The organism is Pseudomonas sp. Root569 (genome assembly GCF_001427465.1).
GTDB classification, from domain to species: Bacteria; Pseudomonadota; Gammaproteobacteria; order Pseudomonadales; family Pseudomonadaceae; genus Aquipseudomonas; species Aquipseudomonas synxantha.
Genome location: NZ_LMGQ01000017.1, coordinates 16958 through 29263 on the forward strand (window position 1 = coordinate 16958; position 12306 = coordinate 29263).

Sequence of the window (12306 nt, forward strand, 5' to 3'; positions counted from 1 at the left end):
TACATCAGACAAGCGTCAGGCGACTGAACCATTGCTATCGGGAGCAAGCCCCCTCCCACATTTTTTGACCGTGGTTTACTGGCCGGAATTGATGGTGATTTTTTCCACCGCACCCTGCTCCAGATCCCACTTCTTCAGGATCTTGCCGTAGGTCCCATCGTCAATCATCCCCTGTAATGCCTCACTGATCGCCGTGACCAACTCGGTATTGCTCTTCTCAATCCCAAGCCCGGTGAATTGCTTGGAAATCGCCTGACCCACCGGCTTGTACTTCCCCTTATCCAGCGACATCAGATAAGGAATGGTCTCGCTGCCCTGCATCGCCGCGTCCAAACGGTTCTGCTGCAACTGCGCCCGCGCATCCGCCGAGCCTTCAGTGCCGATCACCACAATCGCCGGCTTACCCGCTGCTTCGCAGTTTGCCTTGCTCCACGCGGTAATTTCCGACGGCCAGGTGGTACGGCGGCTGGTGCCGACTTTTTTACCGCACAGGTCGGTCAACTCCTTGAGGTCTTCACGTTTGGCCAGGGTGTAGAGCTGCGGGCCGCTGGTGAAGTAGTCGATGAAGGTCACGGCCTTCTGACGCTCGGCCGTGTCGGTCATGCCCGACAACACGATGTCGACGCGCTTGGTGGTCAGGCCGCTGAGCATCTGCTCGAAGCCGGTTTCCTGCCACTTGATCTTCACGCCCAGACGTTCGGCAAGAGCGTTCCCCAGGTCAAAGTCCAGACCGGTGAGTTTGTTGGTGGCCGGGTCCTTGAAATCCATCGGCGGATAGTTCGGCACGATGGCCGCGCTGATCTCGCCTTTGTCCTTGATGGCCGCCGGCAATGCCGCAAAAACAACGGTGGAGGCCATCAGGCCTGCGAGCAAGGTGGGGATAAACATTTTTTTCATGGGGGCGTTCTCGTTAGTTTTTTAGTTAAGTGCGAACGGCAGAAATAAAGCTTTGGGTACGCGGGTTTTGTGGGCTTATTAGAATTTCTTCCGGGCTGCCGGCCTCCACAATCTGGCCGGCGTCCATAAACACCATGCGGTTGGAGACTTCGCGGGCAAAGCCCAACTCATGGGTGACCACGATCATGGTCATGCCGGTGGTGGCCAAATCGCGCATCACCGACAGCACTTCGCCTACCAGTTCCGGGTCGAGGGCTGACGTGGGTTCGTCAAACAACATCAGCTTGGGGCGCATCGCCAGCGCACGGGCAATCGCCACGCGTTGCTGCTGCCCGCCGGACAACTCCACTGGGTAGGCATTGCGCTTGTCCGCCAGGCCGACGCGGGCCAGCAGCTCCAGGGCATCTTCGATGGCTTCCTTGGGTGAGCGCTTGAGCACCTGGCACGGGCCTTCGATGATGTTTTGCAACACGGTCATGTGCGGGAACAAATTGAAGCGCTGGAACACCATGCCGGTCGCCAGGCGCTGACGGGCGATCTGCACTTCATTCATCTCATGCAGCTTGTTGCCCACCACCCGGTAACCGACCAGCTCGCCATCGACCCACAGGCCGCCCTTGTCGATTTTTTCCAACTGGTTGACGCAGCGCAGCAACGTGCTTTTACCCGAGCCGGATGGGCCGATGATGCACATCACCTCGCCTTGCTCGACTTCAATATTGATGTCACGCAGCGCGTGATACTGGTCGTAATACTTGTTCAGGTTGACGGCCTTGACGATGCTTCTCATGGGGCAAATCTCCTCAACCCAGACTTACGAACGCTTGCCGGCGCCGCGGGCAAAACGACGCTCGAGGCGGCTCTGACCAAATGAAAGAACGGTCACCACCGCCAGGTACCAGATACCTGCCACCATCAGCAGCTCCATGACTCGGGCATTGGCGTAGTAGATGTTTTGCGCGTTGTGCAGCAGCTCTGAATACTGGATCACGCTGGTCAGGCTGGTCATTTTCACCATGCTGATGAACTCGTTGCCTACCGGAGGAATGATCACCCGCATGGCCTGCGGCAGAATGATCCTGCGCAGCGCCTGCAGGCTCGGCATGCCGATGGACTTGGCGGCTTCGTACTGGCCGGTATCCACCGACAGCAAACCGGCGCGCACCACCTCGGCTGTATACGCGCCCTGGTTGATACTCAAACCGAGCAGGGCGGCCACGAACGGCGTCATCAGGTCGACGGTGTCGATGCTGAACAGGCCGGGAATCGCGATCACCGGGAAAATCAGCGCCAGGTTGAACCACAGCAACAGCTGCAGAATCAGCGGCGTGCCGCGAAACAGCCAGGTGTAGGTGATGGCTACATAGCGCAGGATCGGGTTGGCTGACATGCGCATGATTGCCGTGATCACGCCGATCACCACACCCAGCGCCATCGCCAGGATCGACATGATGATGGTATTGGTCAAGCCCCACAGGATCGCCTCAGACGTTAGAAACTGCCCGATGTAGGACCATTCGATCTGGCCGTTGGCGAATGCGCGTAGCAGCGCTGCCAACACGATCACGATCAACGTGGCAAAAAACATCCGCCCGTAATAGCGCCGCGGCACGTGTTCGTACTGGGTGATATCGAACTGGTTCTCGGACAATTTGCGCTCTATTTCCAAGCGCTCGGCCGGGGTTTGGTTCATGGTGATTCTCCAAAACTATTAACGCTCTAACTGCTGTAACGCGGTCCAAATGTGGGAGCGGGCTTGCTCGCGAAAGCGCCAGCCCAAACACCACAAATCTCTCTGCCTTAAATCCTGAATCCCTGATAACGCTCAACCCATTCCTGCTGAGCCGCCAACGCCACCTTCAACCGCCCAATCTGCTCGCGAACCCGCTCCGGCGCCGTCCCACCCCAGCCACTGCGCGCCGCAATCGCCGCCTCCAGGGTCAAGCAGTCGCGCACTTCGGGCGTAAGCCGCGCATCCACCTCAGCCAACATCGCCGGTGAGGCTTCCCACAACTCAATTTCATGCTTCTCACAGGCCTGTACTAACGCGCCGGTAATTTCATGGGCCTCCTTGAACGGCACGCCACGGTTCGCCAACCAATCCGCCACTTCCGTCGCCAAGGTAAAACCCATCGGCGCCTGACGCCGCAGCTCGTCGACCTGCACCTTCATGGTCGCCACCATCCCGGCCATAGCCGGTAACACCAGCAGCAAGGTGTCCACACTGTCCAGCACACTGTGCTTGTCTTCACTCAAATCGCGGTTGTACGACAGCGGCAAGGATTTAAGCGTCGACATCAACCCGGTCAGGTTGCCAATCAAGCGGCCGGCCTTGCCCCGTGCCAACTCGGCAATATCCGGATTCTTCTTCTGCGGCATGATCGAACTGCCGGTAGCGTAGGCATCATCCAACACCACCCAGCGAAACTGGCGCGACGACCACAGGCAAAACTCCTCCGACAGCCGTGAAATATTCACCCCGAGCATGCCCGCCACAAACAGGAATTCCGCCACATGATCACGGCTGGCCACCGCGTCGATGGAGTTTTCGCACGGCCCGGTGTAGCCCATTTCCTTAGCCGAATTCTCTGGCTGGCGTGCAATCGCCGAGCCGGCCATCGCCGCCGCGCCCAAGGGCGACAACGCCGTTCGCGCATCCCAATCCACTAAGCGCTGTACATCCCGCAACATCGACTGCGCATGGGCCAGCAAGTGATGGGCGAATACAATCGGTTGCGCCTGCTGCAAGTGGGTAAAGCCGGGGCAGATACTCTCGATATGCTGCTCGGCCTGCGCCACCAACGCTTGCTGCAAACCCAACACCTCGGTGGTGATGGTGCGCGCATGGTCGCGTAGGAAAAGGCGCAAATCGTTGGCCGTCTGGTCATTGCGCGAACGTCCGGCGCGCAACTTGCCGCCCAGGGCGCCCAGGCGCTCGGTCAATACACGTTCGATAAAGGTGTGCACGTCCTCGTCATCCAGGGTCGGATGCAGGCGGCCGGCGGCGAAATCATCACCGATACGGTCCAGGGCTTCGAGGGTCCGCAGGGTCTCCGACTCATCCAGCAACCCTGCGCGCTGCAACTCCCGGGCATGGGCACGGGAGCCGGCCAAATCGTAGGGTGTCAGGCGGAAATAGCGCTCAGGGCAACGGGATAACGCCGCCAAGGCGGCAGACGGACCGGTCTTGAAACGAGCGCCCCAAAGGCGGTCGGTGGGCTGGGACATGGGTGTTCCTCACGCTTGTTTTTAGAAGAGTCGGAGGCAGTAACAACAGAATTTCAGCGATGCAGAACCAGCGTCTGACGCGCCGTATTCATGGTTGCCAAGGGCGGATGTTTATGTTCATTATCGCCGCCTGGCTATGTTCAAGGATTGGGTTGAAGCCTGTTGAATATGGCACTTGAGGTCAACGCGTATTATGGAAACTCCACTTTCCACTTCTGGAAACCTGCCACCCAAACCCGGCACAAGGCCGCCCCTGCAACTGAGTGGTTTGGACTTCAAACTGCTGCGGGTATTTATGGCCGTGGTCGAAGCCGGTGGTTTCAGCGCCGCGCAAAACGAATTGAATGTGGGCCTGGCGGCGATCAGCAAACAGATCTCCGACCTCGAGATTCGCATCGGCATGCGCCTGTGTACACGGGGCCGGGAAGGCTTCGGGCTGACCGAAGAAGGCAAGTTGGTGTATCAAGCGTCCATCGAGTTATTCACCTCGGTGGACAGTTTTCGCGACAAGCTTAGTTCGGCTCAAAATGAGCTGATTGGCGACCTTAGTGTCGGCGTTATTGATAACACCGTTTCTGACGTTAATTCCCCGCTGATTGCCGCTTTGGGGAACTTACATCGGCAATCGCCAAAAATAAGATTACGCCTACATGCCTCGCAACTGGACGAAGTTGAACGCGGCGTCGTCGAAGGCCGCCTGATCGTCGGCATCGTTCCCGTGTACCAGCGCCGTGAAGAGTTCGACTACTTCCCGCTCTACGAAGAAAAGGCCCACACCTACTGCGCTGTAGGACATCCGCTGTTCACCGCGAGCGATATTACGCCCGAAGTCTTGCGCCACTATGAGGTGGTGAACCATCGGTATGCGATCCATCGCGACAAGGCCACCTTCGTCAACTACGACAGCCAGTCAGCCTCTGCCTCCCAGGTTGAAGCCGTCGCCATCCTGATCCTCACCGGCCGCTTTATCGGTTTCCTGCCCGAGCACTACGCCGCGCCACTGGTAAGGGAAGGGCGCCTGCGCGCACTGTGCCCGGAGCAGGTCCACCTGAGCACCGTGTTCAACCTGATCCTGCGCCACAACGCGCCGAGAAGCCCGATGGTAAAAGCCTTCGCAACAGCCTTGGGCGTGGACCTAAAGGCGCCGATCTAAGCCCCGCCAAAGATCAAATGTGGGAGGTGTCGAGCTTTAGCGAGGCTCCGATGGGATCGCTTCGGTCCCCCCGCCAACCCCACCCACCCGCATCACCGCTGCAACCGGGTCCGCTTTTTCTTCTTCGCATGAAAATGCCGAAAATGCGCATCCTGCGCTGCCGCCAACAACTCCCGATCCCCCCGCGTATCGCCCCAGGCCCGCAGCCGATACTCGCCCAAATCCCCATACACCGCCTCAAGCCGCAGCACCTTGTTCTCACAACGGCAATTATTCCCGGTGAGCTTGCCGGTCAACACCCCGTCGACCACCTCAAGCTCAGTCCCAATCAACTTGATCCCAAGCCGATCGGCAAACGGCTGCAACACCAATGCCGGCGACGCCGAGCACAACGTCACCACCGCCCCCGAGCCCAACTCCTGCTCCACCGACAACACCCCAGCCGGGCGCATCAACCGCGCCCAATTGCGCTGGCAATACTCCTCGGCCTTCTGCTGCACCCAGCTCTTCTCCACCCCGGTCATAAAGGTGCGGATCAACTGCGCTTTCAACTCATCCCGGCTGATCTGCCGCACCAAAAAGCGCAGTCCAGGTACCGCCAGCTTGACCATCCGGCCATAAAACTCACCGGGGCCAAAGGCAAACTTGAGGAAGGGCACGAAACTGTCGTGGTGGGTGAGGGTGCCGTCGAAGTCAAAGACGGAGAGTACTTTGGCGTCAATGGGGCCGGCTTCGAGCATGTCTGGGTTCACGGTTGGCCTCGGTCCTATCTAGTATTTTTGTGCATGCATCAGGTGTGACAGCAGGAGTCTACTCCCGTGCCAATCTTCCGATCTTGGCGTAAAGCCCTTCGGTGAAGGTGTCCCGATCACTCGACCGGTGACAACGCTGATGACAGTTGGGGCACAAGGCTACAGCATTGGTGATGCGATCCGAACCCTTCTGGGAAAGGTGCTTGACGTGATGTGCTTCAAAAAGTGGCAATTGAACGCGCATAAAAAAGCCCTGAGCAAGTCAGGGCTTTATGGTGTTGTTCGGCTCAGGAATCAATCCCAGCTCAACGCCCCACCCGTCTGATACTCAATAACCCGAGTCTCGAAGAAATTCTTCTCTTTCTTCAAGTCCATGATCTCGCTCATCCACGGGAACGGGTTAGTCGTGCCTGGGTACTCTTCCTTCAAGCCAATCTGCGACAGACGACGGTTAGCAATGAACTTGAGGTAATCCTCCATCATCGCCGCGTTCATGCCCAGCACGCCACGCGGCATGGTATCCCGCGCATATTCAATCTCCAGCTGCGTCCCCTGCAAAATCATCTGGGTCGCTTCTTCCTTCATCTCGGCATCCCACAAGTGCGGGTTTTCGATTTTGATCTGGTTGATCACATCGATACCGAAGTTCAGGTGCATCGACTCGTCGCGCAGGATGTACTGGAACTGCTCGGCCACGCCGGTCATTTTGTTGCGACGGCCCATGGACAGGATCTGGGTGAAGCCGCAGTAGAAGAAGATGCCTTCCAGTACGCAGTAGTAGGCGACCAGGTTGCGCAGCAGTTCNTTGTTGCGACGGCCCATGGACAGGATCTGGGTGAAGCCGCAGTAGAAGAAGATGCCTTCCAGTACGCAGTAGTAGGCGACCAGGTTGCGCAGCAGTTCTTTATCGGTCTCGACAGTGCCGGTTTCGAACTTCGGATCGGAGATCGAACGGGTGTATTTCAGGCCCCAGGCGGCTTTTTTAGCGACCGATGGAATCTCGTGGTACATGTTGAAGATCTCGCCTTCATCCATGGCCAGGGATTCGATGCAGTACTGGTAGGCGTGGGTGTGGATCGCCTCTTCGAAGGCCTGGCGCAGGATGTACTGGCGGCACTCCGGGTTGGTGATCAGGCGGTACACGGCCAGCACCAGGTTGTTGGCGACCAGGGAGTCGGCGGTGGAGAAGAAGCCGAGGTTGCGCATGACGATGCGGCGTTCGTCGTCGGTCAGGCCTTCGGGGTTTTTCCACAGGGCGATGTCGGCGGTCATGTTGACCTCTTGCGGCATCCAGTGGTTGGCGCAGCCGTCGAGGTATTTCTGCCAGGCCCAGTCGTACTTGAAGGGTACGAGCTGGTTGAGGTCGGCGCGGCAGTTGATCATGCGCTTTTCGTCGACGGCGACGCGGGCGGAGGCGCCTTCGAGTTCGGCGAGGCCTTCGGCGACGTCGAGTTTGTCCAGGGCAGCCTTGGCGCGCACGATGGCGGCCGAATCACTGGCGGTGACGGCGCGGGCTTCGATGGCGGCGGCGGCGCCGGCACCGTCGAGGCGGTCCATGTTGGCTTCGGTGGCGTGGCCGGCGTTGGCGCCTTTAGCGGCTACTTCGCCTTCTTCTTCTTTGTCGAATTCGTCCCAGCTCAGCATGACGTGTCGTCTCCTGCGTGAGGGCTCAAAGGTGTCCGTGTGAAACCGGATGGTTGGGTGTTCACACGGCCCAAAGGCCGCGGTGGATCTTAAGGAATCGTTTGTTGCAGCTAGCGCACGCATTAAACGGAATAGGGCTACGGGTGCTCTGCGTGAGGCTTGAGGGGCGCAGCAGTAGGTGCAAGCTCGCGCGGGATGCCTCAGGTCTGGCTCTTCATCCTTGTGTAAAGGGATATTGCAGGCCCGATTTACCCGCGCATTATAGGGAAAAATTTGGGTTTGTGTTGCGGCGGATGGTCACTTGGGCGGACCAAAATGACGTGGTTTTCGGCCAGAGCGAGTGTTTGCAAGGCTTTGCTGGGGTTGGAAATTTTTGACGGGTGGTGAGGGGGTTTTTGTAGGGGGGGAGGGCAGGGGCACAGGTAGGGCTTTATAAGGCGGGTATGACGGCTGACGTTATCGGGAGCAAGCCCCCTCCCACAGTTTGATCGCGGGGGTGTCAGGAATCGAGCCTTTGCCGCAAGAACGATTTCTTGCGGCGAATAAGCTTCCAACTTGAATCGCTGTTATCCGTTAGAGCAACCATTGCCCATCACGTGATAATTAAGAATATGCCGTTGACCTTGTGAGTCTTCATATTCCATCTTCACCGGTACAACTTCGCATACTTCCGGGATATTGCTCATGGATAATACTTTGGCCACATCCAAGTGAGTGCTATAGGTGTAGTCCTCAACGATCGGTGCATTCTGGCCAGCCAGCTCAGTCGGGGCCTCGTCGGCCAGGGCGGCGGTGGCGCACAAGCTGCTGAGGGCCATAACTAATAGAGCTTTCATTTCTTCATTACCTTCTTCAGGGCGAAAGGGGTCACGGGGCCCTTGTGAGGCCGCGTGTGTAACTTAAAAGTTGGGAAGTTCGGATTAACGTGCCTTCGTGGGGGCTGTTACGGTGTTAATCACAGTGCCTTGGTTGGCGGAAGTGATTCTAAGCCTGCGCGTTATATTCATATACCCGTGCTTTTGATAAACACCTTTGGCGGTTTTTGTAACAATCGGTCGATCAAAGTTTTTTCAGTCACCCGCAAAGCGCCACAGGCTGTGGGCCAGAGCGGTAAACCGGCATAGCAGGGCAATTTGTAGGGTCTTGTTACTACCATCGTCGAATGGTTCTATAGGCCCACCCCGGCTACAACTGGGGCCATACAACAACAACTATGTCACCGAGGTAAGAAAGATGAGTGCGGCTTCCCTGTACCCCGTTCGCCCCGAAGTAGCAGCCAACACGCTGACCGACGAGGCAACCTACAAGGCCATGTACCAGCAGTCGGTGGTCAACCCCGATGGCTTCTGGCGTGAGCAAGCCAAGCGCCTTGACTGGGTCAAGCCTTTCACCGCGGTGAAGCAGACCTCGTTCGACGACCACCATGTCGACATCAAATGGTTTGCCGATGGCACCCTGAACGTTTCCTACAATTGCCTGGACCGTCACCTCGCCGAACGTGGCGACCAGATCGCGATCATCTGGGAGGGCGATGACCCCGCCGAGAGCCGCAATATCACCTACCGCGAGTTGCATGAAGAAGTCTGCAAGTTTGCCAACGCCCTGCGTGGCCAGGATGTGCATCGCGGCGACGTGGTGACTATCTATATGCCGATGATCCCCGAAGCCGTGGTCGCCATGCTGGCCTGTACCCGCATCGGTGCGATCCATTCGGTGGTGTTCGGCGGTTTTTCCCCGGAAGCCTTGGCCGGTCGCATCATCGACTGTAAGTCGAAGGTGGTAATCACCGCTGACGAAGGTATTCGCGCCGGTAAGAAGATTCCGCTCAAGGCCAACGTCGACGACGCCCTGACCAACCCGGAAACCAGCAGCATCCAGAAGGTCATCGTGTGCAAGCGCACCAACGGTGCGATCAAGTGGAACCAGCATCGCGACATCTGGTACGAAGACCTGATGAAAGTGGCGGGCACCGTGTGCGCGCCCAAAGAGATGGGCGCAGAAGAAGCGCTGTTCATCCTCTATACCTCTGGCTCAACCGGCAAGCCTAAAGGCGTACAGCACACCACCGGCGGCTACTTGCTGTATGCAGCCCTGACCCACGAGCGTGTGTTCGACTACCGCCCAGGCGAAATCTACTGGTGCACCGCCGATGTCGGCTGGGTCACTGGCCACACCTATATCGTCTACGGCCCCCTGGCCAATGGCGCGACCACCCTGCTGTTCGAAGGCGTGCCGAACTATCCGGACATCACCCGGGTGGCGAAGATTGTCGACAAGCACAAGGTCAACATCCTCTACACCGCGCCGACCGCGATCCGCGCAATGATGGCTTCCGGTACCGCCGCCTGTGAGGGCGCCGACGGCAGCAGCCTGCGCCTGCTCGGTTCGGTGGGCGAGCCCATCAACCCGGAAGCCTGGGACTGGTACTACAAGAACGTCGGCCAATCCCGTTGCCCGATCGTCGACACCTGGTGGCAGACTGAAACCGGCGGCAACATGATGAGCCCGCTGCCGGGCGCCCATGCGCTCAAGCCGGGTTCTGCGGCACGCCCGTTCTTTGGCGTGGTGCCGGCATTGGTGGATAACCTGGGCAACCTGATCGAAGGCGCCGCCGAAGGCAATCTGGTGATCCTCGATTCGTGGCCGGGCCAGGCGCGTACGCTGTACGGCGACCACGACCGCTTCGTCGATACCTATTTCAAGACCTTCCGTGGCATGTACTTCACCGGTGACGGTGCCCGTCGTGACGAGGATGGTTACTACTGGATCACCGGGCGTGTGGATGACGTGTTGAACGTGTCCGGCCATCGCATGGGCACCGCCGAGATCGAAAGCGCCATGGTCGCTCACCCGAAAGTCGCCGAAGCGGCGGTGGTGGGTGTGCCCCATGACATCAAGGGCCAGGGCATCTATGTGTACGTCACTCTGATCGGTGGCGAGGAGCCGAGCGAGCAGTTGCGCCTGGAACTGAAGAACTGGGTGCGCAAGGAAATCGGCCCGATTGCTTCGCCGGATGTGATCCAGTGGGCGCCGGGCTTGCCGAAGACGCGTTCGGGGAAAATCATGCGGCGCATTCTGCGCAAGATCGCCACGGCGGAGTATGACGGGTTGGGGGATATCTCCACCCTGGCCGATCCAGGGGTGGTGGCGCATTTGATTGAAACGCACAAGGCCATGAACGTCGCGTAAGGCGCAGTTGGTGGGACACAGCCCCATTCGGTGTGAGCCGAGTGGGGCTTTTTAATGAGATCTTCAAGCCCCCTCCCACATTTGAATGTATTCCATGTCGAGACTCGTTGGTGGTATGTCAGACCGCATAACCACCAAGCCAATAAATATCGGTTTTTCCTCTGGGACGTTTCAGAATGTTACCGCCAGGCGCAAATGTGTAACCCCCCGGCCAAACCTGAGGCATTGCGCCACGCCTGCGCTCTTAAAAACTGCGTTTTAGACACCCTGATAAATAAGATTAAACGCCACTCTTGCCGTGCTAGAAGGGTTTGCGAATAATAGGCCCGCAATTTGCAGCATCATCAGGTTTAATATCTTTTGTCTCTGCATAAAATCCAGAGGCTGTCAATGTGCTGGAACCGCTTTCTCAGTGCTTCTGTAAATTGTTGTCGCATTGAGGAAATATCGGCTTCCGGGCTGTCGTTAGAATGCCGATCACTCGCTCGTCGTCGCAGGTGTCGCCTGCGCAGGACGCAGCACCGCTATTCGGTTACACCTTCGCCGCATCGTGGGCCATGGCTCATACTGCTGTTTTTGCCCTATACCGATGGAGTCCCAAGATGAAGAAACTCGTGCTGTTGGGCGCCCTGGCGCTGTCCGTGCTGTCCATGCAGGCTTTCGCCGAAGGCAAGCCACTGAAAATTGGTATCGAAGCGGCTTACCCTCCGTTTGCCTCGAAGGCGCCGGATGGCAGCATCGTCGGTTTTGACTACGACATCGGCAACGCCCTGTGCGCAGAGATGAAGGTCAAGTGCACCTGGGTCGAGCAAGAGTTCGATGGCCTGATCCCAGCGCTGAAAGTGCGCAAGATCGACGCTATCCTGTCGTCCATGTCCATCACTGACGACCGCAAGAAATCCGTGGACTTCACCAACCGCTACTACCTGACCCCAGCGCGCCTGGCGATGAAGGAAGGCACCACGGTCAGCGACAGCCTGGATGAATTGAAAGGCAAGAAGATCGGCGTGCAGCGCGGTTCGATCCACGATCGTTTCGCCAAGGAAGTCCTGGCCCCCAAAGGCGCTACGGTCGTGCCTTATAGCTCGCAGAACGAAATCTACCTGGACGTGGAAGCCGGTCGCCTCGACGGCACCGTGGCTGACGCTACCCTGCTGCAGGACGGTTTCCTGAAAACCCCGGCCGGCAAAGGCTACGCATTCGTGGGCCCACAGTTCACCGACGCCAAATACTTCGGCGACGGCATTGGTATCGCAGTGCGCAAAGGCGACAAGGAAAACCTTGACCGCATCAACGCAGCGATTGCCGCGATTCGTGCCAACGGCGAATACAAGAAAATCCAGGACAAGTACTTCGACTTCGATATCTACGGCGCTGATGCCAAGTAAATAGTCGCAGCTGTCTGTCCGAAATGGCGCAAGCAACAGTCATCCTGAAGTTTGC

At 58.1% G+C, this 12306-nt stretch carries 10 protein-coding genes and 2 pseudogenes; 3 read left to right on the plus strand and 9 right to left on the minus strand.

Annotation, left to right across the window (positions count from 1 at the left end):
* Window positions 1-75: 75 nt before the first annotated feature.
* The 4 genes from ASD70_RS15230 to argH all read right to left on the minus strand — a co-directional run bounded on the left by ASD70_RS15230 (window position 76) and on the right by argH (window position 4125).
* Window positions 76-897, minus strand: coding sequence for an ABC transporter substrate-binding protein (locus ASD70_RS15230; protein WP_056846849.1), 822 nt, complete (start codon window positions 895-897; stop codon window positions 76-78).
* A 25-nt stretch (window positions 898-922) separates the two neighbouring features.
* Entirely contained in the window at window positions 923-1687 is a 765-nt protein-coding gene (locus tag ASD70_RS15235; RefSeq protein ID WP_034108897.1) for an amino acid ABC transporter ATP-binding protein, read from the minus strand.
* Window positions 1688-1711: 24 nt separating this feature from the next.
* Entirely contained in the window at window positions 1712-2590 is an 879-nt protein-coding gene (locus ASD70_RS15240) for an amino acid ABC transporter permease (protein WP_056846850.1), read from the minus strand.
* 107 nt (window positions 2591-2697) lie between these two features.
* Window positions 2698-4125, minus strand: coding sequence for an argininosuccinate lyase (gene argH / locus ASD70_RS15245; protein ID WP_046069198.1), 1428 nt, complete (start codon window positions 4123-4125; stop codon window positions 2698-2700).
* Window positions 4126-4318: 193 nt separating this feature from the next.
* Between argH and ASD70_RS15250 the strand changes: the two genes are divergently transcribed.
* Complete coding sequence (locus tag ASD70_RS15250) at window positions 4319-5278, plus strand: LysR family transcriptional regulator (RefSeq protein WP_056846851.1); 960 nt, start codon at window positions 4319-4321, stop codon at window positions 5276-5278.
* A 92-nt stretch (window positions 5279-5370) separates the two neighbouring features.
* Here the strand turns inward: ASD70_RS15250 and ASD70_RS15255 are convergent, their stop codons facing one another.
* The 5 genes and pseudogenes from ASD70_RS15255 to ASD70_RS15265 all read right to left on the minus strand — a co-directional run bounded on the left by ASD70_RS15255 (window position 5371) and on the right by ASD70_RS15265 (window position 8510).
* A complete protein-coding gene (locus ASD70_RS15255; RefSeq protein WP_056846852.1) occupies window positions 5371-6018 on the minus strand; it encodes an HAD-IB family hydrolase in 648 nt (215 codons plus the stop codon).
* Window positions 6019-6088: 70 nt separating this feature from the next.
* Window positions 6089-6262, minus strand: a pseudogene (locus tag ASD70_RS28395) (HNH endonuclease); the annotation flags it as partial.
* Between the two features lie 62 nt (window positions 6263-6324).
* Window positions 6325-6834, minus strand: a 510-nt coding sequence (locus ASD70_RS29465) for a ribonucleotide-diphosphate reductase subunit beta (protein ID WP_207255131.1), incomplete at its 5' end; no start/stop codon positions are given.
* A 1-nt stretch (window position 6835) separates the two neighbouring features.
* Window positions 6836-7674 (minus strand): annotated as a pseudogene (locus tag ASD70_RS29470) (ribonucleotide-diphosphate reductase subunit beta); the annotation flags it as partial.
* A 566-nt stretch (window positions 7675-8240) separates the two neighbouring features.
* Window positions 8241-8510 (minus strand): DUF2790 domain-containing protein, encoded by a 270-nt coding sequence (locus ASD70_RS15265; protein ID WP_046069194.1) that lies wholly within the window; start codon window positions 8508-8510, stop codon window positions 8241-8243.
* Window positions 8511-8907: 397 nt separating this feature from the next.
* On the opposite strand from ASD70_RS15265, the gene acs reads away from it, so the two are divergent.
* Together acs and ASD70_RS15275 are read left to right on the plus strand one after the other, a co-directional pair.
* A complete protein-coding gene (gene acs, locus ASD70_RS15270; protein ID WP_056846854.1) occupies window positions 8908-10863 on the plus strand; it encodes an acetate--CoA ligase in 1956 nt (651 codons plus the stop codon).
* 602 nt (window positions 10864-11465) lie between these two features.
* Complete coding sequence (locus ASD70_RS15275; protein WP_046069193.1) at window positions 11466-12251, plus strand: ABC transporter substrate-binding protein; 786 nt, start codon at window positions 11466-11468, stop codon at window positions 12249-12251.
* The last annotated feature ends 55 nt before the right edge of the window (window positions 12252-12306 follow it).

Bases quoted from the DNA above. Each gene is read 5' to 3' on its own strand.
- ASD70_RS15255 (WP_056846852.1), bottom strand. From the start codon at position 6,018: ATGCTCGAAGCCGGCCCCATTGACGCCAAAGTACTCTCCGTCTTTGAC.
- ASD70_RS15250 (WP_056846851.1), top strand. From the start codon at position 4,319: ATGGAAACTCCACTTTCCACTTCTGGAAACCTGCCACCCAAACCCGGC.
- acs (WP_056846854.1), top strand. From the start codon at position 8,908: ATGAGTGCGGCTTCCCTGTACCCCGTTCGCCCCGAAGTAGCAGCCAAC.
- ASD70_RS15265 (WP_046069194.1), bottom strand. From the start codon at position 8,510: ATGAAAGCTCTATTAGTTATGGCCCTCAGCAGCTTGTGCGCCACCGCC.
- ASD70_RS15230 (WP_056846849.1), bottom strand. From the start codon at position 897: ATGAAAAAAATGTTTATCCCCACCTTGCTCGCAGGCCTGATGGCCTCC.
- ASD70_RS15235 (WP_034108897.1), bottom strand. From the start codon at position 1,687: ATGAGAAGCATCGTCAAGGCCGTCAACCTGAACAAGTATTACGACCAG.
- ASD70_RS15240 (WP_056846850.1), bottom strand. From the start codon at position 2,590: ATGAACCAAACCCCGGCCGAGCGCTTGGAAATAGAGCGCAAATTGTCC.
- argH (WP_046069198.1), bottom strand. From the start codon at position 4,125: ATGTCCCAGCCCACCGACCGCCTTTGGGGCGCTCGTTTCAAGACCGGT.
- ASD70_RS15275 (WP_046069193.1), top strand. From the start codon at position 11,466: ATGAAGAAACTCGTGCTGTTGGGCGCCCTGGCGCTGTCCGTGCTGTCC.